The following is a 26,372-nucleotide window of genomic DNA, read 5'->3' as shown; positions in this document are numbered from 1 at the left end:
TGAGCCATGGATTTCACCTTCACCGAAGAGCAGGTGATGCTGCGCGACAGCGTCAAGCGTTTCCTCGACAAGACCTATGATTTCGACGCCCGCCAGGCCTTGCTGCGCTCAGGCGCTTCCTGGTCCGACGCCGCCTGGCGCCAGCTCGGTGAGCTCGGCGTTCTGTCGCTGCCACTCCCGGAAGAGGCCGGCGGCCTCGGCGGTTCGGTCGTCGACCTCGTGCCGGTGGCGGAAGTGTTCGGCGCGCATCTCACCGTCGAGCCCTGGGCGTTCTCGCAGGTGCTGGCTGGCGGCGCGCTGCATGCTGCGGGCCATCCGCGTCTCGCCGATGTGGCCTCCGGCGCGCTGGTCGCGGCCTTCGCCTATGACGAGGGACGTGGCCTCGCCAATCCGGCGCAGATCGCCATGGTGGCGCAGGCGAATGGCGACGGCTTCAGCCTCAGCGGCGAGAAGCGCCTGGTGATCGCCGGCACCGAGGCTGGCCTGCTGGTGGTGGCGGCGCGCGCTTCCGGCGCTGCGGGCGACGAGGCTGGTCTGGTGCTGGTCGCGGTTGATCCAAAGGCTGCTGGCGTTTCCATCCAGCCATTCCGCACCCAGGACGGCCGCAGCGCCGCCCACATCCGCTTCGACAATGTGGCGGTGGGCGCCGCCGACGTGCTGTCGCGCGACGCCCATGCGGCGCTGGTCAGACTGGTGCAGGACGCCACTTTGGTGCTGGCGGCGGAAACCGTCGGCGCCATCGGCGCGCTGATGGACATCACCGGCGCCTATGCGGTGACCCGCAAGCAGTTCGGCGTGCCGATCGGCTCGTTCCAGGCAGTGGGCCATCGCCTGGCCGACATGAAGATCGCCCACGCCAAGGCCTACGCCACGCTGATCTACACCACGGCGCTCATCGAAGCCGGCCGCGCCACGGCGCGCGACATCTCGGTGCTCAAGGCCCAGGTCAGCAAGCAGGGGCGGTTTGTGGCGGAGGCCGCAGTGCAGACCCACGGCGGCGTCGGCATGACCAATGAGCTGTCTGTCGGCCACTATCTGAAGCGGGTGCTGGCGTTCGAAGCGATGTTCGGCGCGCCGGACTACCACTTCAGGAAGGTGGGCGAGGCGGCCTGAGGGGCGGCTGTTTCGTCGTTCGTTTAAGGTGCAAACAGGGCCGGGGCGGCGACGCTCCGGCCTTTGTTGTTGGGCGTTGGTTCTGCAGGAAGACGTGGATGCCCGTGACAAGCACGGGCATGACGCGCGTTGGGTGGGAGGTGGGCTGACGTCTCCGCATGGGGCCATGCGTTGGCGACCTCGCAGCTCAATGTTTCGGGCGACTGAACGGTCGTCATGTGCGCCGCCGGCCGCCACCCCCCGTCCGCCCTCCCACCGTCATGCCCGTGCTTGTCACGGGCATCCACGCAGACTGCGACAGACATGCAACGCCACGCGCTGGCCGCGCTTGCTGAGCGAGACAGGCATGCGGCGGGCGCCACGGCCTCGCAGGAACCAGTGGCGGCGCCGGCGCCCTCAATGCGAGATCATCCACGGTCTTGCCGTCGGGAAGCTCTTCGAACCATCCGGGCGGTGCAGGGTCTTGCGCGGGGCCTTGAGGCTCTTGCCGGAGCAGCAGGAGCAATTGGCGGCGTGCTTCTTCGGCGCCTCGCCGCCAGGCGCGAACTTGCCGGGTCCATCCTTTGACAGCCGTCGCGGCGCGTTGGCGCTGCGCTCGTTGGTTTCGCAGGCGAAGCGGCGCTCGCTGGACATGCCGGAGAGCATCGGGGCGGTGAAGAAGGCGCGCGGGCTGTCTGCGCCGCAATCGGGGCAGGCGCACGGCGCGGCGTAATTGGCCATGCTGGTGAAGGCCACAAACGGGCCGCATCCGGCGCATTCATAATCATAGGATGGCATGGCGGTCTCCCGGGTTCGGTGATCTGTGGCGATGGATGGTTGTGGGTGTCGCGTCCGGCGCTGACGTTGGGTTGGGCGCAGGGGGGCAGGCGGCGGCGATCGTGTGTGCAGCAGGAAGTCGTGGATGGTCGGGTCAAGCCCGACCATGACGGGCATGGGGGGCGGTGCTGCGAGACTCCGGCGATACGCCCGGTCGCGGCGAACTTACGGCCAGAGCGTACCCAGCCCCAGCCCATTTCCCTCCGTCATGCCCGTGCTCGTCACGGGCATCCACGTCTGGGGACGCGATGGGCGAGGACCCGTCAGGAGTGCTGCACGGGCGCCAGGTCCCCACGGACGCGGGCCGAAACCCGCGCGCCAGTGGCGGCCGACGTGTCAGGTCACGCCGACCGCCGCTGACTATCTGTCTCCAGAGGCGGTCCTCTGAAGACAGATATCGGGTTCTGCTCTCAGAGGTCCGGCGCCAGCGGCACGTCGACCGAGCCATCGACCAGTTGCGTCGGACCATCCGGTCCTGGCATCAGATCGCCCTCGAAGATGTCGGTGGGCAGCCAGAGCGTGGCGCAGGCGTTGGGCACGTCGACGACGCCGGAGATGTGGCCCTGCACCGGCGCGGTGCCGAGGATGGCGTAGGCCTGGGCGCCCGAGTAGCCGAACTTCTTCAGATATGCGATGGCGTTGAGGCAGGCCTGGCGATAGGCGACGTTGACGTCGAGGTAATATTGCGTGCCAGCGTCATCGACCGAGATGCCCTCAAAGATCAGATAGTCGTCATACTTGGGCACGATCGGCGAGGGACGGAAGATCGGGTTGCGGATGCCATACTTGCTCATGCCCTCCTTGATCAGCGACACCTTGATGTGCAGCCAGCCGGCCATTTCGATGGCGCCGCAGAAGGTGATCTCGCCGTCGCCCTGGGAGAAGTGCAGGTCTCCCATGGAGAGGCCGGCGCCGGGCACATAGACCGGGAAATAGATCTTCGAGCCGCGCGACAGATCCTTGATGTCGCAATTGCCGCCATGTTCACGCGGCGGCACGGTGCGGGCGCCCTCGGCCGCCGCCTTGTCGCGGGCCTCGCCCTTCAGCGCGCCCATGTGGGCGGTGGGGCCGCCGTCGGGCAGATTGGCAAGGCCCGGCACGCGATCCGGATTGGTGTCGAACAGCGCCTTCTCGCGGCTGTTCCAGGCGTCGAGCATCTTGCGGTCAGGCAGGCAGCCGATCAGGCCGGGGTGGATCAGCCCGGCGTAGCGCACGCCTGGCACGTGGCGGGACTTGGTGAACATGCCCTCGAAGTCCCAGATCGACTTCTGCGCCTCCGGGAAATAGTCGGTGAGGAAGCCGCCGCCGTTCTTCTTCGAGAAGAAGCCGTTGAAGCCCCACTGCATCTCCTCCTTGGCGCCAATGTCGAGAATGTCGACCACCAAAAGATCGCCGGGCTCGGCCCCCTTCACGCCGATGGGGCCGGAGAGATAGTGCACCTGCGGTAGCTCAACGTCGCGCACATCGGAGGCGTCGTCATTGTTCTTGATCTGGCCGCCGGTCCAGTCATAGCACTCGATCTTGAAGTCATCGCCGGGCTCGACCCAGACATTGATCGGAATGTCCGGGTGCCAGCGGTTATGGACGTTCTCATTGGTGTGCGGGTTCTCCGAGAGATTTACGGAGATGAGGGTGTCAGCCATGGCGTCCTCTCAGTCTTGCAGTCAGGGAAGCGGGACAGGAAAAGCGGCGGTTACACCGACAGGAAGCGCTCGACGGCGGCGGCGTCGACGGAGGCGCGCGGCGCCTCGTGGACGAAGCGGCCGTTGTCGATGACGACGATGCGGTCAGCCACATCGAGCGCGAACGACAGCACCTGTTCGGAGACCAGGATCGACAGGCCGCGCGCGTCACGCAGCTGCTTCAGCGTGCGGGCCATGTCCTTGATGATCGACGGCTGGATGCCCTCGGTGGGCTCATCGAGCAGCAGCGTCTGCGGGTTGGAGGCCAGCGCCCGGGCGATGGCCAGCTGCTGTTGCTGGCCGCCGGAGAGGTTGCCGCCACGGCGGGCGCGCATCTCCCAGAGCACCGGGAACATGCTGTAGAGATCCTGCGGAACCTCGCGCTGGCCGGTGACGGTAAGGCCGGTCTCGATATTCTCCTGCACCGTCAGCGCCGAAAAGATCATCCGGCCCTGGGGCACGTAAGCGATGCCCGCGGCGACGCGCTTGTGCGACTTGAGGCCATTCAGCGGCTTGTCGCCGACGCGCATGTCGCCCGACATCGACGGGATGATGCCCATCAGGGTCTTCATCAGCGTCGACTTGCCCATGCCGTTGCGGCCCATCACCGCGACGATTTCGCCCGGCGCCAGCTCTAGGTCGAGGCCGTGCAGCACCTCCGAGGCGCCATAGCCGGATCTGAGTTGCGAGATCTTCAGCATAGCGAAGGCTCCTTTCTGGCGACGGGCGGCGGCCCTGGCGCCAGCCTGCAGACGCAATGCGGGCGTCGGATCAGGCGAAATTCTTAAAAATCAGACAGTTAGTGTGGGCGCGTCACAGGCGACGCCGCCTCGGCTCAGTGCCCGAGATAGACCTCGGCCACCTTCGGGTCGGCCTTGACATGGGCCAGCGAGCCTTCCGACAGCAGCTTGCCCTGGTGCAAAACCGTGACGCGGGTGGCGATGTCTTCGACGAAGCTCATGTCGTGTTCGATGACGATGACGCTGCGGTCCTGGATGATGCGGTTGAGCAATTCGGCGGTCTTGCGCCGCTCCGCCACCGACATGCCGGCCACCGGCTCATCCAGCATCAGCAATTGCGGGTCCTGGATCAGCAGCATGCCGATCTCCAGCCATTGCTTCTGGCCGTGCGACAGCAGGCCCGCCTTCTTGCCCAGGGCGTCGTCGAGGAAGATCTGTTCGGCGATGTCCTGGATGCGGTCCTTCACCGCCTGATCGCGGCGGAAGGCGAGGGCGCCGAACACGCCATGGCCCTTGGGGTAGCTGATCTCCAGATTCTCGAACACGGTGAGGTCTTCGTAGACGCTCGGGGTCTGGAACTTGCGGCCGACCCCGGCGTGGACGATCTGGTCCTCGCGCATCTTCAGCAGCTCCATGTCACGGAACTGGATTGAGCCGCCGGTGGCCTTGGTACGGCCGCAGATCAGGTCGAGCACCGTGGTCTTGCCGGCGCCGTTGGGGCCGATGATCACCCGGCACTCATTGGGCTCGATGTACAGGTTCAGACTGTCGACCGCCTTGAAGCCGTCGAAGGAGACGGTGAGCCCCTCGACCGTCAGGATGAAGTGTGGCGCTGCGTCAGACATGGCTGGCTCCTTCCGGGTGGGGTCAGTGCGCGGCGCGGGCGCCAGGCGGCAGGTCGGCGACGACGCTCTCACTCACAGATGGCGCGGGACGGCTGGCGGGGGTCTCGGCGTGCTGCGTCGCGGCGTGGCCGGTGTCCCTGGTGGCGATTTGGCTGGCGTCGCCGCCGTCGGCAGGCTGGGCGCCCGCCGTGTCGCCCTTGCGGCGCAACAGCGGCTCGATGCGCTCGACCCACACCCCGGCGAGACCCGACGGGAAGGCCATGACCACGGCGATGAACAGCGCTCCGAGACCGAACAGCCACAGCTCCGGGAAGCTCTCCGAGAAGGTGGTCTTGGCGAGATTGACCAGCAGCGCCCCATAGACCGCGCCGATCACCGACAGCCGGCCGCCGACCGCGCAGAAGATCACCATCTCGATCGACGGCACGATGCCGACGATGGTCGGCGACATGAAGCCGACCTGCAGGGTGAACATCGCCCCGCCGATGCCGGCGAACGCCGCGCCGAGGCAGAAGACGAAGGTCTTGAAGGCGGCGACGTCATAGCCCGAGAAGCGCACCCGGTCTTCCTGGTCACGCATGGCGATCAGGATGCGGCCGAGCTTGCTGCGCTGCACCAGCAAGGCGGCGATGGCGCTGAGCAGCAACAGGCCGACGCAGACGAAATACAAGGTGGTCTTGGCGCTCTCCGGGCGGATGTCCCAGCCGGCGAGGGTGCGCAGATCGGTGATGCCGTTGACGCCGCCGGTGTAGCCCTGCTGGCCGATAATCAGGATGGTGGCGATGGCGGCGATGGCCTGGGTGATGATGGCGAAATACACGCCGCCCACCCGGCGCCGGAACATGGCCGTGCCAATGATGAAGGCGAAGATCACCGGCAGGGCGATGATGGCGATGAGCGTGAAGCCCAGCGAGTGGAAGGGCTCCCACCACAAGGGCAGCGATGTGACCTGGTTCCAGTCCATGAAGTCCGGGATGCCGGGCGTCGACTGGATCTTCGTCGCCTCGGGCGTCGAGGCCTCCAGCTTGAGGAACATGGCCATGGCGTAGCCGCCGAGGCCGAAGAACACGCCCTGACCGAGCGAGAGAATGCCGCCCATGCCCCAGCACAGCACAAGGCCGATGGCGACGAAGGCGAAGGACAGATACTTGCCGAACAGATTGAGGCGGAAGCTGTCGAGCCCGATGGGCAGAACAACGAGCAGAAGCACGGCGAGGATGGCGAGGCCGATGATCTGGCGCTTCAGGCCGGCGTCAGATCCAGCTCCGGCTACGGGGGAGTATGGCGAGCGCATAACGGTCTCCTGCTGGTTCGGGGTGCGCGCCGGGCGGCGGATCAGCGGATGATCGGGGCCGTCCGGCGGCTGGGCCTTTAGCGGGCGTGGTCCGGTTGGGTTGACGGGCTCATGCGCCGTTTCACTTGCTGGTTCACTTGCTGGTTCACTTGCCGTTTCACTTGCGCAACTTCAGGGAGAACAGCCCCTGCGGGCGCAGCATCAGGATGGCGACGACCGAGAGCAGCGTGATCACCTTGGCCATCGAGCCGGAGAGGAAGAACTCAAGGATCGACTGGGCCTGGGAGATGGTGAAGGCGCTGGCGATGGTGCCGAGCAGGCTGGCGGCGCCGCCGAACACCACGACGAGGAAGGTGTCGACGATGTAGAGCTGGCCGGAGCTTGGCCCGGTGGAGCCGATCATGGTGAAGGCCGAGCCGGCGACGCCGGCGATGCCGCAGCCGAGCGCGAAGGTCAGCCGGTCGGTGCGGCCGGTGTCGATGCCGACGGCGCCGGCCATCATGCGGTTCTGCATCACGGCGCGGACCTGGCGGCCCCAGCTGGAGCGATACATCATCAGGCCGACGACGATGGAGATGGCGATGGCGATGCCCATCACCAGAATGCCGTTGATCGGCGCCTCGATGCTGTCGCTCAGCTTCAGGCTGCCCATCATCCAATCAGGCATGGTGACGCCGACTTCGCGGGCGCCGAACACGGTGCGGTAGATCTGCTGCAGGATCAGCGACAGGCCCCAGGTGGCGAGCAGGGTGTCGAGCGGCCGCTTGTAGAGGTGGCGGATCAGTCCCCACTCAACCAGCGCCCCGAGCGCCCCTGCGGCGATGAACGCCGCCACCATGGCGATGGGGAAGTAGATATTGAACATGGCCGGCGGCATCGCGCCAAAAACCTGCGACACCAGATAGGTGACATAGGCGCCAAGGATCATGAATTCGCCATGCGCCATGTTGATGACGCCCATCTGGCCGTAAATAATCGCCAGACCAAGCGCCATCAGCACGAACACGGAGAACAGGATCAGACCTGAAATACCCTGCATCGCAAAAATCGACGCCAGTTCGGACATGCTGTATTCGCCAAACATCTTCCGTCCCCATTGCTGGTTGCGCGACATGCCTGCGGCGTCAGGGCCAGCTTCTGCGGGGCGCTGGCCCCGTCAGGCGCAAAGGCCACTGGCGGCGGGCCGGGCGATGCGTCCGGCCTGGCTGGCATGAGGGAGGAGGCCGGCGCCGCCTATCGAGCGATGGCTGCGGCGCCGGCGGTGTGGAGCCTAATGTCAGGCCGTGAAGATGCTGACGCATCCGCGACCTGACCTGCTCAGTCGCCGCACGGGCTTACTGGTAACCCTTCGGGAACGGATCGGGCTCGACGAGGTCCTTGGTCTCAAACACCACTTCGTACTGGCCGTTCTCCAGCGCCTTGCCGACGCGGGTCTTGGACCAGAGGTGGTGGTTGGGGTGGACCTTGATCACGCCTTCCGGCGCATTGGTCATCTCGAGGCCTGGCGAGGCGGCGCGCACCTTGTCAACATCGAAGGAGCCGGCCTTCTCAACCGCCATCTTCCACAGCCACGGCCCGAGATAGGCGGCCTGGGTGACGTCGCCGATCACCATGTCCTGGCCCCACATCTTCTTGAAGGCGGCGACGAAGTCCTTGTTGGCCGGATTGTCGAGGCTCTGGAAGTACTTCATGCAGGCATAGGAGCCCTTGATGTTCTCGCCGCCGATGCCGCGGATTTCGTCTTCGGTCACCGAAATGGTCAGGATGATCGGCTTTTCCTTGGCCGGATCGATGCCGGCGGCGATCAGCTGCTTGTAGAACGACACATTGGAGCCGCCGACGACCACCGCGTAGATCACGTCCGGCTTGCGCAGCTTGATCTTGTTGATCACCGAATTGAACTGGGTGTGGCCGAGCGGATAATACTCCTCGCCGACCACCTTGAGGCCGAGCTTGTCCTCGATATGCTTGCGGGCGATCTTGTTCGAGGTGCGCGGCCAGATGTAATCCGAGCCAAGCAGATAGAAGGTCTTGGCGCCCTTGGTCTTGGTGACCCAGTCGATGCCGGCGATGATCTGCTGCGTCGCTTCCTGGCCGGTGTAGATGACGTTGGGCGACTGCTCGAGGCCTTCGTAGAAGGTCGGATAATACAGCATGCCGTTGTTCTGCTCGAACACCGGCAGCACCGCCTTGCGCGAGGCCGAGGTCCAGCAGCCCATCACCGCCGGCACCTTGTCATTGACCAAAAGCTTGCGCGCCTTCTCGGCGAAGGTCGGCCAGTCGGAGGCGCCGTCCTCCTGGATGAACTTGATCTGGCGGCCGAGCACGCCGCCCTGGGCGTTGATCTGCTCGATCGCCAGCTTTTCTGCCTGCACCGAGCCGATTTCCGAAATCGCCATGGTGCCGGTGACCGAGTGCAGGATGCCGACGGTGACGTCCTTGTCGGTGACGTTGAGGCCGGTGGTGTTGACCTTGGCGGTGGGATAATCCTGCGCCCTGAGGTTCTTCGGCATGAACAGGGATGCGCCAAGCGCGGCGCCGCCGAGCATGAGCGCCCGTCGCGAGGGGCTGAAGCTGCTGGACCGGGTTTCGTCAGACATGATGGCTCCTGCTCGCTGGTCAGGAAACGCGCGGTCAAACGCCGCCGCGCTCCAGGGAAGAGGCTGATCCGCCCGGCGCCAAAAGGCTGTGGGCTGGAATGAGCTCATGCTGCAGAAGTCCGGGGCAGGGCGGCATACGTGAAATTGCGTAGTCGCCGGGCGCTGGCGCTGATGTTGCGGCGCAGGCGCCTGAATAATGGGCGCCAATCCAGGTAAGATCTGATCGCTGGCGCGGGTCAGGCGCCGGGATTACGCGCGTAAGGCGCCGCATTATTGGCGCCCTGCGCAAATGTTCGGCGGGCGTCCCCAAGGTCTGCTGGCTACCGTTACGGGCGGAATCGTCGTCGCCCGAAGCTGTGGCCGTCGTTTTCCGCAAACAACATGGCGAGGGCCAGCAGCAAGGCGGAATTGGGCGAGCGACCGCTGGCGCGGCGACCGCCTGGGGGACGCGGATGGGAGACATGGCAGGCCAGGCGGCCGGAGCGGGCGCCGCTGCTGATGCAGGCGGCGCGCAGCCCGGTCGATACGCCATTGGCGTTTCGGCGCGTCTGACCGCCGCGCAGCGTCCTTCCGCGCGTCAGCAGGAGGCGCTGCGCCGTGACGCCGCCCGACGCGAACAGATCGAGCCACTGGGCGCCGGTGAGACGGCGCCTCCGGCAGGCCTGAGGCCGCAGCGACCAGAACTGCGTCATGCCGCAGCCACGCGCGAGCGCCGCCGCTACAATCGTTGGGTCGCCGACGAAACCATGGAAGATTTCGCCTTGCGCTTCACGGCGCGGCGGGCGCGGCGCTGGGGCGCCGGCCGCGTCGCCTCGACGGCGCTGGGCTCGGTGAGTTTTCTGGCGCTGGAAGCCATTGGCGCGGCGTTGACTTTGGCCTATGGCGCCATGGTGGCCGTCGCCGCCATCCTCACCGTCAGCCTGATCCTGTTCGTGCTCGGCCTGCCGATCTGCCGCGCCGCCGCCCGCTCCGGCGTCGACGTTGACCTGCTGACCCGCGGCGCAGGCTTTGGCTATCTCGGCTCGACAATGACCTCCCTGGTCTACGCCGGCTTCACCTTCATGTTTTTCATGCTGGAATCGGCCATTCTGGCGGAAGCCTTGCGGCTGTTCTTCGGCATTCCGGTGTGGGCCGGATTTCTGGCCGGATCTCTGGTGGTGTTTCCTATCGTGGCCGGCGGGGTGAGACGCATTTCCACCTTCCAGGCCTTCACCGCCTGGCCGTGGCTGCTGCTGCATCTGATCCCGTTCGTCGCCGTGTTCTGGCTCGGGCGCGCGCCAGGCGCGGCGGAATGGCTGGCGTGGCCAGCCCGTGACGTCACCGCTTCCAGCTGGGCGATGTTCGGCGCCGCCTGCGGCGTGCTGTTTGCTCTGGTCGGCCAGATCGGCGAGCAGGTCGATTATTTGCGGTTTCTGCCAGAACCTGTCGACGCGCGCGGGCGGCGGCGCTGGTGGGCGGCGCTGCTGGCCGCGGGGCCTGGCTGGATCATCCCCGGCGCGGTCAAGCTGTTGCTCGGCTCATTTCTCGCCGTGCTCGGCGTGCATCTGACCGGCGTGGCCAGCTCTGATCCGTCGGCGTTGTATCACGCCGCCTTCGCCACTTTGCCGGCGCCTGCGGGCGTGGCGGTGCTGCTCACCGTGGCGTTTGTCGTGCTGTCGCAGATCAAGATCAATGTGACCAATGCTTACGCTGGCTCGATCACCTGGTCGAACTTCTTCGCCCGCCTGACCCGCAGTCATCCTGGGCGGGTGGTGTGGCTGGTGTTCAACGTGGCCATCGCCTTCATCCTGATGTGGGCCGGGGTGCTGGAGACGCTGGAGCGGGCGCTGCTGGTTTACGCCCATTTCGCCCTTGCCTGGGTCGGCGCCGTGTTTGCCGATCTCGCCATCAACCGCCCGCTGAATCTTGCGCCGCAAGATATCGAGTTCCGGCGCGGCTACCTTTACGACATCAATCCGGTGGGCGTCGGGGCCATGGCGGTGGCGGGCGTCGCGGCGCTGCTCGCCGCCAGCGGCCTCGGCGGCGAGCTGGCCCAGGCGTTTTCGTCCTTCATCACCCTGGGCGCGGCGATCGCGGCGGCTCCAGCCATCGCCTGGGCGACGCGTGGTCGCTTCTATCTGGCGCGACAGCCAGACGCCGCCAGCGCCGGCGAGGCCGAATGCTTCATCTGCGACTACAGCTTCGACCGCGAGGACCTGCTGCACTGCCCGTTTTATCGCGGGCCGGTGTGCAGCCTGTGCTGCTCGCTCGAGGCGGCCTGCCACGACAATTGCCGCAGGAGCGCCCGGGTCGGGGCCCAGACCTACCGGCTGCTGCGCCAGATCCTGCCGGGCAAGGCGCTGCAGGTGGTGCGCTCGCTGGTCGGGCGCTTCCTGATCTTCACGACCCTGGCCGCCGGTTCGATGGCGGCGATGCTGGCCCTGCTTGCGCCTGCTGGCGGTTCGGCTGATTTCAACCGCGTGGCGGTGATGGTCTATTGCCTCGCGCTGATCTGCTCCGGCGTCGGCATCTGGCTATTGCTGCTGACCAACGACAATCACCTCAAGGCCTTCACCGAAGTACGCGGCCAGAGCGCCCGGCTGATGCGTGAGATTCGCGCCCACCGCCGCACCGACGCCGCTTTGCGCGAAGCAACCGAGAGAGCCGAGGCGGCCAACAGCGCCAAGTCGCGCTACATGGCCGGCATGTCGCATGAATTGCGCACGCCGCTCAACGCCATCTATGGCTTCGCCCAGGTGCTGGAGCGCAGCGGCGGCCTGCCCGATGAGAGCCAGGCGGCGGTGCGCACCATCCGCAGCTCGTCCGAGCATCTGGCCGGGCTGATCGAAGGCCTGCTCGACATCTCGAAGGTCGAGGCAGGCCGGCTGGCCCTCAATGTCGATCTGGTCGACATCCATGGCTTCCTCGACCAGATCCAGCGCATCTTCACCGCCAGCGCGGCGGAGAAGGGCGTCTCCTTCCTGCTCAGGATTGAGACGCCGCTGCCGCCTCTGGTGCGCATCGACGAAAAGCGGCTACGGCAGATCCTGATCAATCTGTGCTCCAACGCGGTCGCCTATACGGAGCAGGGGGCGGTGACGCTGAGCGTGCGCTATCGCAATGAGGTGGCGCGCTTCGAGGTGGCCGACACCGGCCCAGGGATTCCGCCCGACGAACAGGCCAGCATCTGGAACCCGTTCCAGCGCGGCGCCGCCGCCCGGGCCGGCCACCCCGGTTCGGGTCTTGGCCTGACCATCACCCGTCTGCTCATCGACGTGATGGGTGGCGAGATCACCCTCGACAGCGCCCCCGGCCAGGGCGCGCGCTTCACCGTCCGCCTGATGCTGCCCGCCGAGACGCCAGCGGCGGCGGGCGAGGGCGAGACGCTTGCCGCCGTGCTGGCGGCGCCAGACCTGGCTCTGGCAGGCGCGGGTGGACCGGTTGAGGTGTTGGCGGTGGATGATGATCCGGCGCAGATCCGGCTGATGCGCGCCCATCTGGAGCCGCTCGGCTTCGTCGTGCATGCCGCCGCCAGCGCCGAGGCGGGCCTTGCGCTGCTCGACGAGGTGCAGCCGCAGCTGTTCCTGCTCGACATCGATCTGCCAGGCATGGACGGAACGGTGATGGCGCGGCGGCTGCGCCAACTCGGCCATGTAGCGACGCCGGTGCTGTTTATCACCGGCCATGCCCGCGAGGCCGATGTGCAGGGCGAAGACGATGATCAGGCGCCCGACGGCGTGCTGGTCAAGCCGTTCCGGCTCGACGATTTGTCGGCGCGCATTAGCCGCTTGCTGGCCCCGGACGCATTGGCGCGACGCAATGAGGCGAACGCGGCTGGGCGACCGGCTGGCGCGCCACGGCCCAACGCCGCGGGCGGCGCAGCTGCCGGGGCTGGCTCCGTCGGTGCTGACGCCGACGGCGCTGACGCGGCCGCGCCCGTCGTCACTGTGCGGCGACCGCCATCCGCCGCTGAACTGTTGCGCCTCGCCGAAGAGGGGCGCGCCACCGCCTTGCGCAAGGCGCTGGCGAATCCGCCGCCGTGGCTTGAACGCGCCGCGCTCGACCGTATCCGTGCGGCGCTCGACGTCTTCGACCTGCCCGCCATCGCCCGCCTTCTCAGGGAACGACGCCATGAACCAGCAGGACCTGATCGTATTGGTCGTCGATGATGACCCCGCCGCGCTCAGCGCCATTTGCATGACGCTGGAGCAGGCTGGCTGCTCGACCATCGTCGCCCGCGACGGCGCCAGCGCGCTCGATGTCGCGGCGCGGGTGACGCCGGACCTGATCCTGCTTGATGCGGTGATGCCTGGGCTGGATGGCTTTGAGACCTGTCGGCAATTTCGCCAGGGCGCCCATGCGGTGGATGCGCCGGTGATCTTCATGACCGGGCTCAGCGAGCCGGCGGACATCGTGCGCGGCCTTGAGGCTGGCGGCGTCGATTATGTGGTCAAGCCGGTCAATCACGAGGTGCTGCTGGCCCGCATCACCATCCATGCCCTCAACGCCCGCCGCATGCGGCTGGCCTCGGGGGCGCTCGACCAGTCCGGGCGCTCGGTGTTCGCCGCCCGCGCCGACGGCCAGGTGGTGTGGGCCAGCCATGGCGCGGCGCAATTGCTCGGCGGGGACAAACCGGATGACGCCCCCCCAGGCGCTGCGGTGACTTTGACCCTGCCTGGCCCGGCGCTGGCCTGGCTGGCGGCCGTCGCCGGACGGCCAGTCTCGGAGGCGCCGACGCTGCGCTACCGCGACCGGCGTTTCAGTTGCCTGGGTCGTGGCGGACGCGGCGAGATTATCATTCAGGCTGTGGTCGATCATGAGGGCGATGACGTGGCGCGGCTGCAGGCGCGTTTCGGCCTGACGACGCGCGAAGCCGAATCGCTGCTGTGGTTGACCTTCGGCAAGACCAATCAGGAGATCGCCGACATCCTGGGCATGGCGAGGCGCACGGTGGACAAGCATCTGGAGCAGGTGCTGGGCAAGCTCGGCGTCGACAACCGCACCGCCGCCGCCCTCGTCGCCGACCGCTTCCTCGACCACGCCCGCCATGCGGCGTGACCCTTGGCGGCGTGACCCTTGGCGGCATGGCCTTGCGCTGTGTCGCCATGGCGGCGGGCCCCAGCTACGGCGCAGGCTGGCCTGCTGACTTTTCTTGTGAGGCGCAGAAGACGTGGATGCCCGTGACGAGCACGGGCATGACGGCGGTGGGTGTGGTCAGGTTGGCCGTGGACAGGTTGGGTGTAGTCAGGCTGGGTGTGGTAAGATTGGCCGTGGTCGGGTTGGCTGTGCCGGCTGTGCCGGCTGTGCTGGGTGACCTGGTTGTGGTGGGTGTGTTGCACGTGCTGGTTACGTCGGCCGTGCTGGTGGCGTCGCCGCGACCTTGGCGCGCGAAGTGATGGCGCGAGCGCCAGCGCATCGCCGGTTCGTCAAAAACCACCACCCCAAAACCACCCCACGCCGTCATGCCCGTGCTCGTCACGGGCATCCACGTCTTTGCGGCGCACGTCCCGGTGCGGCCGCCACCCGCTAGCGCAACAGACGCCGCCAACGCGCGCCGAACCGACACAAATATGCAACTGCCCCCGCACAAAAGCCTGCCGCCGCCGCCTCCTGCCGCCTTCTTGCCGACGCCCACTGGCGACGTCATCCGCCACGGCCTAAGGGGCGCCGCCAGCGCCCGTGCCGCCTTGCCCGCATTGACAAGGCCCATGGCGCGGGCCTAAGCGGGCAGGGACGGTTCCTTGTAAAGGATCAAAAGGGAATGCAGTACGGATGGCCCGCCATCTGGATCTGCAGCTGCCCCCGCAACTGTGAGCGGCGAGTTTGCGTCAACAAGCCACTGGACGACCGGGTCCGGGAAGGCGGCGCTGAACCACGACCCGCGAGCCAGGAGACCTGCCGTCTGTCGTGGTCACACGCGAACCCAGGGAGCGGGGGCTTTCCGGAAGGGGACGGCTGACGCATGCGTGGTGGCGACGTCAGCAGAAACCTTGCTCGCGGTGACGTGTCACGAGGCGTCCCGCCGGGGTTTTTGTTTATGTCGTTCCAACGCTCCTCCATCCAGCGCGCGCGCTCTTCCCAGATGGTCGCCAGTCTGATCGCAGGCTGCTCGATCCTGGCGCTGTCCACCGCCGTGGCCCAAGGTCAGCAGTCAGCCCGGCAATCAGTCCAGCAAACGGGGGCCAGCGTCGCCGCAGCGCCGGCTGAGGTGCAGCTCGACACCATTTCGGTATCGGCCAATCTCACCCCCACCGAGATGTCGAAGGTCGGCAGCGCCGTCACCGTCATCACCGCGCAGCAGCTGGAACAGCAGCAGATACGCTTCGTCGCCGACGCGCTGCGTCAGGTTCCCGGCGTCGCCGTCAACCGCAGCGGCCCGGTCGGCAAGCAGACCCAGGTGCGGCTGCGCAATTCCGAGGCCAACCAGACGCTGGTGATCATCGACGGCGTGGTCGCCAATGATCCGGCGGCCGGCTCGGAATATGATATCGCCAATCTGCTCACCGAGGATATCGAGCGCATTGAGGTGCTGCGTGGCCCGCAAAGCGCGCTTTATGGCTCGGACGCCGTCGGCGGCGTCATCAATGTCGTCACCAAAAAGGGCGCGGGCAAGCCGAAGCTCTCCGTGCGCCTCGACGGCGGCTCACGCCAGACCCTGAACGGCGGCGCCAGCCTGAGCGGCGGCGACGAGCGCTTCAATTACGCCTTCGGCGCCAGCGGCTTCAGCACCAATGGCTTCTCGGTGGCCGACCGCCGCAATGGCAATTACGAGCCCGACGGCTATCGCAACGCCACCGGCAACGCCAAGCTGGGCTTCAGCCCCAATGAATATCTCGAATTCAACCTGATGGGCCGCTACACGCGGTTCTTCAACAAGCTCGACGGCTACACCGGCGGCATGGGCGCCTATGACACGGATGAGGATGGCCGCGGCACGCAGCTGTTCGGCCGGGCTGAGGCGAAGCTGAAGCTGTTCGACGGTCGCTGGACCCAGGCGGTCGCCACCACCTACAACGACCAGGCCTCGCGCTACCGCTGGGACCGGCTGCCGAATGGCGAGACGCGCGGCGTGGTCAATGGCTATGAGTACAAGACCAGCCTGCGCTTCGACACGCCGGCCTTCGTCGACGCCAGCCACATCGTCACCTTCGCCGCCCAGCGCAAGGAAGAGCGCTACCGCGCCGATAACGCCTGGTCCAATGTCGACAACCGCATGAATTCCAACGCACTGATCGGCGAATATCAGGGCACGTTCCGCAATCTCACTGTCACCACCAGCCTGCGCCGCGATCTCAACGACCGCTTCAGCGACAGCACCACCTGGCGCGTCACGGGCGCCTATCGCATCGACGAGACCGGAACCAAATTGCGTGGGTCGTATGGCACGGGCGTCAAGAACCCGACCATGGCCGAGCTGTTCGGCTATTCCTCGACCTATCGCGGCAATCCCAATCTGAAGCCGGAAACGGCGCGCGGCTGGGATCTTGGCGTCGATCAGGAGATCTGGGGCGACAGGGTGGTGCTCAACGCCACCTATTTCAACCAGCGCATCAGCGATCTGATCACGGGCGCCGGCTACACCTCGGTCAATCTGCCGGGGACCTCGGCGATCCAGGGCGCGGAGATCGGCCTCACCGTCAAACCACTGACCGGCCTGACCATGGTCGGCTCCTATACCTATACCGATGGCGAAGACTCTGAGGGCAAGCCGCTGCCGCGCCGGCCGCGCAATATGGCCAGCTTCAACGTCAATTATGCCTTCCTCGACAACAAGGCCAACGTCAATGTCGGCGTGGTCTATAATGGGCCGCAGAAGGACTTCGCTTACGACGCCTTCTATAACCAGAGCCTCGTGACCTTGCGCGCCTATACGGTGGTCAATGTCGGCGCCTCCTATCGCCTCAATGACAACGCCGAGTTCTACGCCAAGGTCGATAACCTGTTCGACAGGCGCTATCAGGAAGTCTACAGCTACGGCGTCGCCGGTCGCACGGCCACGGTCGGCGCGCGGATCACCTTCTGAAGCCGGCGGTAGGGCGATGAGCATGAGCGCCAGCAGCATGGGCAGGCCGCGACAGGGGCGCTACGCGCTCAAGGTAGCGGCTGGGCGCCTGCTTGCGCCATTTATGCCCCCGACTTGCAAAGCCGCGACGTTCAAACCCGCTACCTGCCTGGCCGCAGGTATTGTCGCTTGCCTGCTTCTAAGCTACGCGCCGGCATCGGCCGGGCAGAAGGACGCGGCAGCGGGCTTCAGCCAGATCCATATGGGGGAAGCGGACCGCGCGGCATTCCGCGCTCCGCCGCGTCGCATCGTCTCCATCAACATGTGCGCCGACGAGCTGGCGCTGCGGCTGGCGCGGCCTGGGACGCTGATCTCCATATCGCCGCTGGCGCTGGAGAATATCGGCTCCAATGTCGCTGCGCTGGCGCGTGGCGTGCCGGTCAATCGCGGCGCCACCGAAGAGATCGCCGGCCTCAAGCCTGATCTGGTGGTGGCTGGCCGCTACACCACCCGCGCAACCGTGGCGCTGCTGCGGCGGCTCGGCGTGCCGGTGGCTGATCTCGACGTGCCCAATTCGCTTGCCGGCGTGCGCGACCAGATCCGTGAGGCTGGCGTGCTGTTCCACAATGAAGCGGCCGCCAAAGCGCTGACGGCGCGCTTCGATGCGCTGCTGGCGGCGCCGCTGCCCGAGGGCCGCCGGCCCACCGCCGTGGTGCTGCGGCCGGCGGGTTTCACCTCCAGCGAGGGCTCGCTGCTCGACGACATGCTGACCCGCGCCGGCATGCGCAATCTCGCTGGCGGGCCGCTGGCCGGCTATGAGCAATTACCGCTGGAGTTCGTGCTGGCGGCGGCGCCCGAGCTGCTGATCATCGCTGGCGATCCGGATTCACCGCCGGCGTTGGCCAGCGAATTCCTCAACCATCCGGCGCTGCGCAGCCTCAAGGGCCACACCCGCATCGTCGTGCTGCCGTCGCGGCTGTGGACCTGCCCCGGCCCTGGCGTGCTCGACGCCATGACCATTCTACACGACGCTGTCGCCGACTGGCGGGCCAGCCAGACGTTGGGTGACGTGACGCCGTCTCAGCCCGCACAGGAGAAGCGCGCGGCGCTCGAAGCAGCTGGTTCTGTCGCGCCAGTCAAGCTTGCCGCGCCAGTCGTCCTCGCCGCGCCAGCGCCTGCTGGGGCGCGGGCCGGGAGATGACGCCGTGAGCCACCGCGCCTTACATCAGAGCGGCGTCGACCTGGTTGAGCAGAGGCATCGCGCCGACCTGCGCGCGTGGCGTGGGCTGATCGTCCTGCTGGCGCTGGCGGCGCTGGCCATGACCCTGGCCTCGCTGGCCATCGGCTATGCGCCGCTCAATCTCGGCGAGGCGTTGCGTCAGGCGCTGGCGGGAGAGGACAGCGTGGCGGCGCTGGTGCTGACGGAATTGCGCCTGCCGCGCGCCTTGCTGGGGGTGTTTATCGGTTTCAGCCTCGGCGTGTCAGGCGCGGCCATGCAGGGGCTGTTGCAGAACCCGCTGGCCGAGCCTGGCGTCATCGGCGTCTCCGGCGCGGCGGCGCTGGGCGCAGTGTGCATGTTCTATTTCGGCGTCGCCGGCGCCTTCGCCCTCGCGCTGCCGCTTGGCGGCATGGCAGGCGCCTTTGTCGCCACGGCGCTGCTGCTGCAGCTGGCGCACCGGGCGCAGAGCGCCACCGCTTTGATCCTTGCGGGCGTCGCCATCAACGCTCTGGCCGGAGCGCTGACGGCGCTGGCGCTCAATCTGGCGCCAAATCCCTATGCGGCGATCGAAATCGTCTATTGGCTGATGGGCTCGCTGGCCGATCGCAGCCTCGCCCAGGTGGCGCTGGCGACGCCGTTCATGGTCGCGGGCTGGGCGCTGTTGCTCACCGGCGGCTGGAGGCTCGACGCGCTGGCGCTCGGCGAGGACACCGCCGCCAGCCTCGGCGTCAGCCTGCGACGGCTGCGCTTGCAGATGGTGCTGGGCGCGGCGCTGGCGGTGGGCGCCGCGGTCTCGGTGAGCGGCGCGATCGGCTTCGTTGGCCTCGTGGCGCCGCATCTGATGCGGCCGTGGGTGGCGCATCGACCGGGGCGGCTGTTGCTGGCCAGCGGCTTCGCCGGCGCCATTATGGTGCTGGCCGCTGACATCGTCGTGCGGCTGATCCCGACCCAGCAGGAGCTGAAACTGGGGGTGATGACGGCGTTGATCGGCGCGCCCTTCCTGATTTCAATGATCCTGCGGATGCGGAGGCTGTGATGCAGGCGGCGGACGCAGACGCGCTTCATGCCCGCGCCCTCAGTTGCCGGCTCGACGGCCGGCTGGTGCTTGACCAGCTCAGCCTGTCGCTGATGCGTGGCGAGGTGGTTGGCCTCATCGGCCCTAACGGCGCCGGAAAGTCGACGCTGCTGCGGGCGCTGGCCGGCGTGCTGCAGCCAGCAGGCGGCCAGGCGCTGTATGGCGCGCAGGACCAGACGGCGCTGCCGCCTGAGGAGCGGGCGCGCACCGTGTCGTTTCTCGCCCAGACGCCGGAGTTTAGCGCGCCGATGCGCGTCGCCGACGTCGTGGCGCTCGGCCGGTTGCCGCACCGGCGGCTGTTCAGCGGCGAGAGCGACGCCGACCGCAGGGCCATCGCCCAGGCGCTGGCCGACGCCGGCTGCGTTGAATTGGCCGGTCGGGCGCTGGGGACGTTGTCGGGCGGTGAGCGGATGCGGGTGTTGCTGGCGCGGGCGCTGGCGGTGGAGGCGCCGTTTCTGCTGGCTGACGAGCCGGTGGCGGCGCTCGATCCGCTGCATCAGTTGCAGGTGATGGCGCTGTTGCGGGCGCGGGCGGCGCAGGGCGTCGGCGTGCTGGTGACGCTGCACGATCTGACCCTGGCGTCGCGCTTCTGCGACCGTCTGGCGCTGTTGGCTGGTGGTCGCCTGCAGGCGGAGGGTCCGCCCGCCGCCGTGCTGACCGACGCCCATATGGCGTCGGCCTTCGGGGTGACGCTGGCCCATGGCGCCTGGCAGGGCGAAGCCTTCGTCGCCCCATGGCGGCCGGTGAGCGCGCCGTTAGATCAAGTTGAGTCATGACAGCCATGGCTCAGGCGGCGCACGAACAAATAGGCGCAACGCGCTGAAATAATGCGCTATCAGCGCGCGCCTGTGCGGTACAGCCAGATGAACAGCGCGAAGGCCAGCGCGCCGCCAAAGCCCTGTAACAGGCCGAGCAGAATGGCTGGCGGGATGGCCACGGCGGCGGCGATGCCGGTGGTGATGGCGGCGAAGGCCATTTGCAGGAAACCAAGCAGGGCCGAGGCCGCGCCGGCGCGATCGCCGAACGGGCGCAGCGCCACCGCCGTTCCCAGCGGATTGGCCATGCCCATGCCCATCAGAAACACCACCATGGCGACCACGTAAGAGATGATGTCGCCCTGACGGTAGATCAGCAGCATCAGCACGCCGCCGATGGCCGACAGGATGGCGCCGCCGATGGCGGTTTTCAGCGCGCCGAAACGCTGGGCGAGGCGTGGCGCGGCGATGCCGGCGCCGAACACCACGAACACCGAGGCGGCGTTGAACAGGCCATATTGGATCGGCGTCAGGCCGATATCGCGCATCAGGATGATCGGCGCGGCGGCAAAGCTGGCGTAGAGCCCGCCGATGATCAGCGACACCGCAAGCGCCGGGCCGAGGAAGCGGACATCGCGCGAGAGGCCGCCATAGGTCCGCATTACGCCGGCGAAGGACAGCGGCGCCCGCAAATGTTTCGGCAGGGTCTCGCCGAGATTGACGCTGTGGAACAGCAGCAGCGCGACGGCGGCGAGGCTGACCAAGGCGAACACCATGCGCCAGTCGAAATAGGTCGCGACCAAGCCGCCGACCAGAGGCGAGAACCCCGGCGCCGCCGCCATGGCGACCATGATCATCGACAGCGCTTTGGCCAGCATGTCGCCGTCAAACAGGTCGCGGGCTATGGCGCGGGCCAGCACCGAGGTGGCGCAGACGCCGGTGGCCTGTAGCACCCGGCCGAGCACCAATGTGTCAAGCGATTGGGCGAAGCCGCAGACCACCGAGCCGATCAGGAACAGGCCAAGGCCGACGACGACCACCTTCTGGCGGCCATAGCTGTCGGCGAGCGGGCCGACCACCAGCTGGCCAAGGGCGAACACCAGGAAGAAGCTGGACAGGGTGACGCCGAGCGCCTGCTGCTCGACATGCAGGCTGGCGGCGATGGCCGGGAAGGCCGGTAGCATGATGTTGGTGGACAGAACGCCGACGGCGGCGAGCCCGGCGAGCAAAGCGATCAGGCCCGCCGTCAGCTTGCGCGGCGCGGCGGCGGCGTGAGCGCCCGTGGTGGGCGCCCTGGTGGGCGCAGTGGTGGGTGCATGTGGGCTGGCCATGCTGGCCTCCTCCTGACGCGACGCCAGGGCGCGCGCGCCGCATCGCAGGGCGATGCTCTTATGTTATTGAACTATTTTACGATATTTGGATGATTGTTATAATCCAAATGTCAGATTATAGTCATCATCCAGATTGTCAACGCCGATATGCGGAGGCCGCCATGACCAGACGATCGCGGGCCGACAAGCAGCATAGCCATGAGCTGATCCTCGCGGCGGCGGCGGAACAGTTGCGCCTTGGCGGACCGGACAGCGTCAGCGTCAATGCGCTGATGCGCCAGGTTGGCCTGACCCATGGCGGCTTCTACAAGCATTTCGCCTCGCGCGAGGCGTTGCTGCAGGCGGCGATCCGCCGTGCCGCCGCCCCCAGCAGCAGCCTGTTCGGCGCGGGACTTATGGCGGATGCGGAGACTGGGCGCAGCGACGCGCCGATGGCCAAATCGGTTAGCCAGACGGGGGAGATAGACGCTTCGCTGCGACCGGGGCGAGGCGGATCAGACGGGGCTGTGCAAGCGGCCGGCATGACGCCGAACCGCGCCGCGGCCTCGGACGCCGCAAGGAGCGCGGCGGCTGCGGCTCAAGCGCAAACCACGCCAGTTGACAGCCACAGCAACGGGCGATCGCAGGCGGCGGCGGCTGTCAGTCGCTATCTCAGCCGCAGCCATCGCGACAATCTGGCGGCGGGCTGCGCCATCGCCGCGCTGGCGGCGGACATGGCGCGGCTGGCCGACGCCGACGCCAGCCAGCCGGTGCGTGATCTGGCCGAACGCGGCTTTCAGCGGTTGCAGGCGGCGCTGGGCGAGGGCGCCAGCCGCGACGACGCCATCTTCATCTGGAGCGCCATGGTCGGCGGCCTGATGCTGGCGCGGGTGTTTGGCGAGACGCCGACCTCCGAGGAGGTGTTACGGGCTACCCGTGGCCAACTGCTGCACTGGCTGGCTGCGGGCGGCTGACGCGCTGCCTCCATGGCGGCTTGCGAGCGATCTTGCGAGCGCTCCTGCGATGCCGTCATATGCACGGCGCCAGCCGCGCTGCGGCTGAGGTGACCGGCGCCGCAGGCGCGCCGCTGCGATGGAGACATGCATGAAGCTGCTGCGCTTTGGAGCGGTCGGCGCCGAACGGCCCGGGCTGCTGGATGAGGCTGGCGTCATCCGCGACCTGTCCGCTTATGTGCCGGATATCGCAGGCGCGGCCCTGTCTGACGAAAACCTGGCGCGTCTGCGGGCGCTCGATCCCGCCAGCCTGCAGGCGGCGCCAGCGGGCGTGCGGCTCGGCCCCTGCGTCGGCGGCACGCGCAATGTGGTGGCGGTGGGGCTCAACTACACTGACCACGCCGCCGAGACCGGCATGGCGGCGCCAGCCGAGCCGATCCTGTTCAACAAGGCGCCGTCCTGCATCGTAGGCCCCAATGATGACACGCTGATCCCGCCTGGCTCCGTCAAAACCGACTGGGAAGTCGAGCTGGCCATCGTCATCGGCCGCCACGCCTCACAGGTGAGCGAGGCGCAGGCGCTGCAGCATGTGGCAGGCTTTTGCCTGTGCAACGACATCTCCGAGCGCGCCTGGCAGATGGAGCGGGGCGGCAACTGGATGAAGGGCAAGAGCGCGCCGACATTCGGGCCGCTGGGGCCATGGCTGGTGACCCGCGACGAACTCGGCGCCGCCGACAATGTGGCGCTGTGGCTCGACGTCAACGGCCAGCGCATGCAGGACGGCACGACCGCCAACATGATCTTCAAGGCGCCGTTCATCGTCGCTTATGTGTCGCAGTTCATGGCCCTGGAGCCCGGCGACGTCATCACCACCGGCACCCCGGCGGGCGTCGGCATGGGCCAGAAGCCGCCGCGCTTCCTCAAGCCTGGCGATGTGGTCGAACTGGGCGGCGCCGGCCTCGGCGTGCAGCGCCAAAAGGTGCGCGCCAGCAACGCCAGCTGACATCAGGAGGGGGCAGCCCGCGGTGCAGGCGGTGTGGCGCATGTGCGACGCGGAAGGACGCCTCAGGCAGCATCGGCTGGCTTGGGGCGCGAACCCAGCGCCTGCCTGCCTGACGCAGAAACGCCTCAGCCAAGCTCATCGAGAAATGTGCGCCATGCGGCCTGGCCGATGTCGTCATAGGCGATCATCGCCGCAACCAGCGCGTCTGGCGTCGCCGGGCCCGCCAGTTCGGGCGGCAGCAGCGGGTCGCGCAGAATGCGACGGATGGCGCGGCGGCCGGTGAGCAAGGTCTCGACGGCGGCGGCGGCGCCGACGCCAAGGCTGTCAGCCGAGGCCTGCAAGGTGGCGATCATGGCGGCGTGGCCCTGGGCGGCGCGGCTCACGTCCCACAGGCCGGCGAAACGCGCCGCATGCGCTGCGGCGACATGATCCATGCGGAACACCGGCATGTTTGGCGTCGCCCCGAAGCCGGCGAGGTCGGCGGCCATCAGCGTGGCGCCGCCGGTGAGATTGTCGGGCCGCAGCCACAGGCCGGTCTCATCCTGGCGGAAGCCGCAGAACTCCAGCGCCCATTGCGTGCGTCGCCACAGCGCCCGGCTGACGCTGGTTGGCCGGATGGCGGCGCCGATCCAGCCGCCGTCCCAGGCGATGCGGCGCGCCGTGTGGCGGCGCCACACCGCAGCGCGGGCGCGGATCGGATCATCATTGGCGCCCGCCGCATAGACGCCGCGCGATACGGCGCGCAACCGGCCTTCGGCGCGCAGGCGCGTCAAGGCGGTGCGCAGCGCCTCGCGGCTCATGCCGAAGGCCGCGCCAATGGCCATGATCTGTTGCGCGCTCAGGGTTTCGTGCTCGCCCGTGGTGAACAGGTCGAGCAGCAACACGCGCGATGAGATGGCGGAGTTGTTACTGTTGTTGACAGTTTCGGTCAATTTTAGCAACTTTCCATCGTCATCATCATGCGGGCGCGGAGCGCGATGGCCAGCTGCCGAGATCCTGCTGGCCCGCGCCAGACCGCCCCGCAACGCCACAATGGCGGGCGCACCGCCGCGACAGGAGGAATACATGCCCGCTTATGCCCCCCGCAATGCATTGGCCACCCATGAAGTGACCAACCAGTCGGGCGAGTTCGCCGACGTTAATCTGTACGCCATCGACACGGCGCTGCGCGAGGCGGTGGCCCGTGAGGCCGGCGCGTGGCTGGATGAACCGCTGATGCGGCTGGGCGAAGATGTGGGGTCGGAGCGGGTGCTGGAGCTGGGCGCCCAGGCCAACCGCTTTCCGCCGGAGCTGGTGCAATTCGACCGCTTCGGCCGGCGCATCGACGAGGCGCGGTTTCATCCGGCCTATCACGAGCTGATGGCCCTCGCCATGCGCCATGGCGTGCATGATCTGGCGTGGCGCACAAACGAGCGCGGCCGCCATGTGGCGCACGCCGCCATGCTGGCGGTGTTCACCCAGGCCGAAGCCGGCGTGCTGTGCCCGATCAATATGACCTATGCGGTGGTTCCGGCGCTGCGCAGCACGCCGGAGGTGACGCAGCCATGGCTCGACCGGCTGATCGGCGGCGGCTACGACGCCAAACTGCGACCGATCGCCGGCAAAGCCGGCGTCACCCTTGGCATGGCGATGACCGAGAAGCAGGGCGGCAGCGATGTGCGGGCCAATACCACCCGGGCCTATCCGCTCGATGACAGCCGCGCCACCTTCCGGCTGGTGGGGCACAAATGGTTCTGCTCGGCGCCGATGTGCGACGGCTTCCTGACGCTGGCCTATACGGATCGCGGCCTGTCCTGCTTCCTGGCGCCGCGCATCACCCCGGACGGCGAGCGCAACGCCATTCATGTGATGCGGCTCAAGGACAAGCTCGGCAACAAAGCTAACGCCTCCAGCGAGATCGAATATCACGACGCCTTCGCCTGGCTGCTGGGCGAGGAGGGCCGCGGCGTCAATGTCATCATCGACATGGTGCACCACACCCGCCTCGGCACCATCTCCGGCACAACCGGCATGATGCATATGGCGCTGGCCCATGCGCTGCACCACACCCGCAACCGCCGCGCCTTCCAGAAAACCCTGGCCGACCAGCCGGTGATGCAGGCGGTGCTGGCCGATCTGGCGCTGGAATATGAGGCGGCGGTGGCGCTGACCATGCGCGTGGCCCGGGCGTTTGACGCAACGGAGGGGGAAGAAAAGGCCTTCGCCCGCCTGGCGGTGGCGGTGGCCAAATACTGGCTGACCAAGCGCCATTCCAATTTCGTTTATGAGTGCATGGAGTGCCATGGCGGCGCGGGCTATGTCGAAGAGAGCATCATGCCGCGATTGTTCCGCGAGGCCCCGCTCAACGCCATCTGGGAGGGCTCGGGCAATGTCATCGCCCTCGACATCATGCGCACCCTGGCGCGCGAGCCGGCGGCGCTCGACGCCTTCGCCCATGAGCTGGGGCGGGCCAGCGGCCTGCACGCCGGCTTCGACGCGGCGGCGGAGCGGCTGCTGACGCAATTGCGCGCCGGGGTCGCCGAGCGCGACGCCCGCATCACCGCCGAACGCATGGCGCTCGCCCTGCAGGCGGCGATCCTGCTGACCGGCGCGCCCGCCGCCGTCGCCGACGCCTTCGTCGCCACCCGCATCATGGACGAAGGCGGCCGCAGCTTCGGCACGCTGCCCGCCAGCGTCGACATCGCAGCCATCCTCGCCCGTCATCCATCAGCGTGAGCGGGAGCTGGCCAGAGTCGCGCTCCGCGCCGGCCAGGGGAAGAGACGCACCACACCCCACCAGCCGTCATGCCCGTGCTTGTCACGGGCATCCACGCTCTATGCCGACCCCGCAAGCGCCGCGACGCCAACAGGCCTGCGCGATGGACGCCTTGAGGCTGTAACCAGACGTGGATGCCCGTGACGAGCACGGGCATGACGCGCGTAGGAGGGGGATGGTCGGCGCGGGCCGGTGGCTGGCGCCCTAAGGCCGGCGCGCCAGCCCTTCAGT

The 26,372-nt window shown here is 67.5% G+C and carries 20 protein-coding genes and 1 riboswitch; of the genes, 10 read left to right on the top strand and 10 right to left on the bottom strand.

Annotated elements, in window-relative coordinates:
- Positions 1-6: 6 nt before the first annotated feature.
- Positions 7-1,113, top strand: coding sequence for an acyl-CoA dehydrogenase family protein (locus AC6A67_RS01175; protein ID WP_498034690.1), 1,107 nt, complete (start codon positions 7-9; stop codon positions 1,111-1,113).
- A gap of 396 nt (positions 1,114-1,509) precedes the next feature.
- On the opposite strand, the gene AC6A67_RS01170 is transcribed toward AC6A67_RS01175, so the two are convergent.
- From AC6A67_RS01170 to urtA, 7 genes are all read right to left on the bottom strand, one after another.
- A complete protein-coding gene (locus tag AC6A67_RS01170) occupies positions 1,510-1,890 on the bottom strand; it encodes an FmdB family zinc ribbon protein (protein ID WP_498034689.1) in 381 nt (126 codons plus the stop codon).
- 449 nt (positions 1,891-2,339) lie between these two features.
- Complete coding sequence (fmdA, locus tag AC6A67_RS01165) at positions 2,340-3,572, bottom strand: formamidase (RefSeq protein WP_498034688.1); 1,233 nt, start codon at positions 3,570-3,572, stop codon at positions 2,340-2,342.
- Between the two features lie 50 nt (positions 3,573-3,622).
- Positions 3,623-4,312 carry an urea ABC transporter ATP-binding subunit UrtE gene (gene urtE / locus AC6A67_RS01160; protein WP_498034687.1) on the bottom strand — a complete coding sequence of 230 codons (690 nt, stop codon included), beginning with the start codon at positions 4,310-4,312 and terminating at the stop codon, positions 3,623-3,625.
- 134 nt (positions 4,313-4,446) lie between these two features.
- Positions 4,447-5,196, bottom strand: coding sequence for an urea ABC transporter ATP-binding protein UrtD (urtD, locus tag AC6A67_RS01155; RefSeq protein ID WP_498034686.1), 750 nt, complete (start codon positions 5,194-5,196; stop codon positions 4,447-4,449).
- A gap of 22 nt (positions 5,197-5,218) precedes the next feature.
- Complete coding sequence (gene urtC / locus AC6A67_RS01150; protein ID WP_498034685.1) at positions 5,219-6,490, bottom strand: urea ABC transporter permease subunit UrtC; 1,272 nt, start codon at positions 6,488-6,490, stop codon at positions 5,219-5,221.
- A gap of 157 nt (positions 6,491-6,647) precedes the next feature.
- A complete protein-coding gene (gene urtB / locus AC6A67_RS01145) occupies positions 6,648-7,574 on the bottom strand; it encodes an urea ABC transporter permease subunit UrtB (protein WP_498034684.1) in 927 nt (308 codons plus the stop codon).
- Between the two features lie 250 nt (positions 7,575-7,824).
- On the bottom strand, positions 7,825-9,090 hold the full coding sequence (urtA, locus tag AC6A67_RS01140) for an urea ABC transporter substrate-binding protein (protein ID WP_498034683.1): 1,266 nt from the start codon (positions 9,088-9,090) through the stop codon (positions 7,825-7,827).
- Positions 9,091-9,542: 452 nt separating this feature from the next.
- On the opposite strand from urtA, the gene AC6A67_RS01135 reads away from it, so the two are divergent.
- Both AC6A67_RS01135 and AC6A67_RS01130 read left to right on the top strand, forming a co-directional pair.
- Positions 9,543-13,238: an ATP-binding protein gene (locus tag AC6A67_RS01135; RefSeq protein ID WP_498034682.1), complete on the top strand. Its 3,696-nt coding sequence runs from the start codon at positions 9,543-9,545 to the stop codon at positions 13,236-13,238.
- The gene (locus tag AC6A67_RS01130; RefSeq protein ID WP_498034681.1) at positions 13,201-14,127 is read left to right on the top strand and encodes a response regulator; all 927 of its coding nucleotides are present in this window, start codon (positions 13,201-13,203) and stop codon (positions 14,125-14,127) included. Before AC6A67_RS01135 ends, AC6A67_RS01130 begins: the two co-directional genes overlap by 38 nt.
- Before the next feature lie 64 nt (positions 14,128-14,191).
- On the opposite strand, the gene AC6A67_RS01125 is transcribed toward AC6A67_RS01130, so the two are convergent.
- Positions 14,192-14,533, bottom strand: coding sequence for a hypothetical protein (locus tag AC6A67_RS01125; RefSeq protein ID WP_498034680.1), 342 nt, complete (start codon positions 14,531-14,533; stop codon positions 14,192-14,194).
- Between the two features lie 253 nt (positions 14,534-14,786).
- Positions 14,787-14,986: riboswitch (cobalamin riboswitch) on the top strand.
- Positions 14,987-15,106: 120 nt separating this feature from the next.
- Between AC6A67_RS01125 and AC6A67_RS01120 the strand changes: the two genes are divergently transcribed.
- The 4 genes from AC6A67_RS01120 (at position 15,107) to AC6A67_RS01105 (ending at position 20,141) form a co-directional block, all read left to right on the top strand.
- Positions 15,107-17,092 carry a TonB-dependent receptor plug domain-containing protein gene (locus AC6A67_RS01120; protein WP_498034679.1) on the top strand — a complete coding sequence of 662 codons (1,986 nt, stop codon included), beginning with the start codon at positions 15,107-15,109 and terminating at the stop codon, positions 17,090-17,092.
- A 241-nt stretch (positions 17,093-17,333) separates the two neighbouring features.
- A complete protein-coding gene (locus tag AC6A67_RS01115; protein WP_498034678.1) occupies positions 17,334-18,272 on the top strand; it encodes an ABC transporter substrate-binding protein in 939 nt (312 codons plus the stop codon).
- 118 nt (positions 18,273-18,390) lie between these two features.
- The gene (locus AC6A67_RS01110; protein ID WP_498034832.1) at positions 18,391-19,326 is read left to right on the top strand and encodes a FecCD family ABC transporter permease; all 936 of its coding nucleotides are present in this window, start codon (positions 18,391-18,393) and stop codon (positions 19,324-19,326) included.
- Complete coding sequence (locus tag AC6A67_RS01105) at positions 19,326-20,141, top strand: ABC transporter ATP-binding protein (RefSeq protein ID WP_498034677.1); 816 nt, start codon at positions 19,326-19,328, stop codon at positions 20,139-20,141. The genes AC6A67_RS01110 and AC6A67_RS01105 overlap by 1 nt, the downstream gene beginning before the upstream one ends.
- Before the next feature lie 59 nt (positions 20,142-20,200).
- On the opposite strand, the gene AC6A67_RS01100 is transcribed toward AC6A67_RS01105, so the two are convergent.
- Positions 20,201-21,451, bottom strand: a complete 1,251-nt coding sequence (locus AC6A67_RS01100; protein ID WP_498034676.1) for a multidrug effflux MFS transporter — start codon at positions 21,449-21,451, stop codon at positions 20,201-20,203.
- Positions 21,452-21,612: 161 nt separating this feature from the next.
- Here AC6A67_RS01100 and AC6A67_RS01095 point away from each other — a divergent pair, with 161 nt between their 5' ends.
- Positions 21,613-22,404: a TetR/AcrR family transcriptional regulator gene (locus AC6A67_RS01095; protein ID WP_498034675.1), complete on the top strand. Its 792-nt coding sequence runs from the start codon at positions 21,613-21,615 to the stop codon at positions 22,402-22,404.
- A gap of 130 nt (positions 22,405-22,534) precedes the next feature.
- Positions 22,535-23,386, top strand: coding sequence for a fumarylacetoacetate hydrolase family protein (locus tag AC6A67_RS01090; protein ID WP_498034674.1), 852 nt, complete (start codon positions 22,535-22,537; stop codon positions 23,384-23,386).
- Positions 23,387-23,511: 125 nt separating this feature from the next.
- Here AC6A67_RS01090 and AC6A67_RS01085 read toward each other — a convergent pair whose 3' ends face one another.
- Positions 23,512-24,318, bottom strand: a complete 807-nt coding sequence (locus AC6A67_RS01085; protein WP_498034673.1) for a hypothetical protein — start codon at positions 24,316-24,318, stop codon at positions 23,512-23,514.
- A gap of 133 nt (positions 24,319-24,451) precedes the next feature.
- Between AC6A67_RS01085 and AC6A67_RS01080 the strand changes: the two genes are divergently transcribed.
- Positions 24,452-26,101 carry an acyl-CoA dehydrogenase family protein gene (locus AC6A67_RS01080; RefSeq protein WP_498034672.1) on the top strand — a complete coding sequence of 550 codons (1,650 nt, stop codon included), beginning with the start codon at positions 24,452-24,454 and terminating at the stop codon, positions 26,099-26,101.
- Positions 26,102-26,372 lie beyond the last annotated feature (271 nt).

The sequence above is a fragment of the Camelimonas sp. FR25 genome (assembly GCF_059740505.1).
Note: the sequence above shows the minus strand (reverse complement) of the source record. Positions and strands in the feature narration are given on the sequence as shown.

Bases quoted from the DNA above. Each gene is read 5' to 3' on its own strand.
- AC6A67_RS01110 (WP_498034832.1), top strand. From the start codon at position 18,391: ATGACCCTGGCCTCGCTGGCCATCGGCTATGCGCCGCTCAATCTCGGC.
- urtC (WP_498034685.1), bottom strand. From the start codon at position 6,490: ATGCGCTCGCCATACTCCCCCGTAGCCGGAGCTGGATCTGACGCCGGC.
- AC6A67_RS01175 (WP_498034690.1), top strand. From the start codon at position 7: ATGGATTTCACCTTCACCGAAGAGCAGGTGATGCTGCGCGACAGCGTC.
- AC6A67_RS01080 (WP_498034672.1), top strand. From the start codon at position 24,452: ATGCCCGCTTATGCCCCCCGCAATGCATTGGCCACCCATGAAGTGACC.
- AC6A67_RS01170 (WP_498034689.1), bottom strand. From the start codon at position 1,890: ATGCCATCCTATGATTATGAATGCGCCGGATGCGGCCCGTTTGTGGCC.
- urtB (WP_498034684.1), bottom strand. From the start codon at position 7,574: ATGTTTGGCGAATACAGCATGTCCGAACTGGCGTCGATTTTTGCGATG.
- AC6A67_RS01125 (WP_498034680.1), bottom strand. From the start codon at position 14,533: ATGACGGCGTGGGGTGGTTTTGGGGTGGTGGTTTTTGACGAACCGGCG.
- AC6A67_RS01090 (WP_498034674.1), top strand. From the start codon at position 22,535: ATGAAGCTGCTGCGCTTTGGAGCGGTCGGCGCCGAACGGCCCGGGCTG.
- urtE (WP_498034687.1), bottom strand. From the start codon at position 4,312: ATGCTGAAGATCTCGCAACTCAGATCCGGCTATGGCGCCTCGGAGGTG.
- AC6A67_RS01100 (WP_498034676.1), bottom strand. From the start codon at position 21,451: ATGGCCAGCCCACATGCACCCACCACTGCGCCCACCAGGGCGCCCACC.
- AC6A67_RS01095 (WP_498034675.1), top strand. From the start codon at position 21,613: ATGACCAGACGATCGCGGGCCGACAAGCAGCATAGCCATGAGCTGATC.
- AC6A67_RS01115 (WP_498034678.1), top strand. From the start codon at position 17,334: ATGGGGGAAGCGGACCGCGCGGCATTCCGCGCTCCGCCGCGTCGCATC.
- fmdA (WP_498034688.1), bottom strand. From the start codon at position 3,572: ATGGCTGACACCCTCATCTCCGTAAATCTCTCGGAGAACCCGCACACC.
- AC6A67_RS01120 (WP_498034679.1), top strand. From the start codon at position 15,107: ATGTCGTTCCAACGCTCCTCCATCCAGCGCGCGCGCTCTTCCCAGATG.
- AC6A67_RS01130 (WP_498034681.1), top strand. From the start codon at position 13,201: ATGAACCAGCAGGACCTGATCGTATTGGTCGTCGATGATGACCCCGCC.
- AC6A67_RS01105 (WP_498034677.1), top strand. From the start codon at position 19,326: ATGCAGGCGGCGGACGCAGACGCGCTTCATGCCCGCGCCCTCAGTTGC.
- AC6A67_RS01135 (WP_498034682.1), top strand. From the start codon at position 9,543: ATGGGAGACATGGCAGGCCAGGCGGCCGGAGCGGGCGCCGCTGCTGAT.
- urtD (WP_498034686.1), bottom strand. From the start codon at position 5,196: ATGTCTGACGCAGCGCCACACTTCATCCTGACGGTCGAGGGGCTCACC.
- urtA (WP_498034683.1), bottom strand. From the start codon at position 9,090: ATGTCTGACGAAACCCGGTCCAGCAGCTTCAGCCCCTCGCGACGGGCG.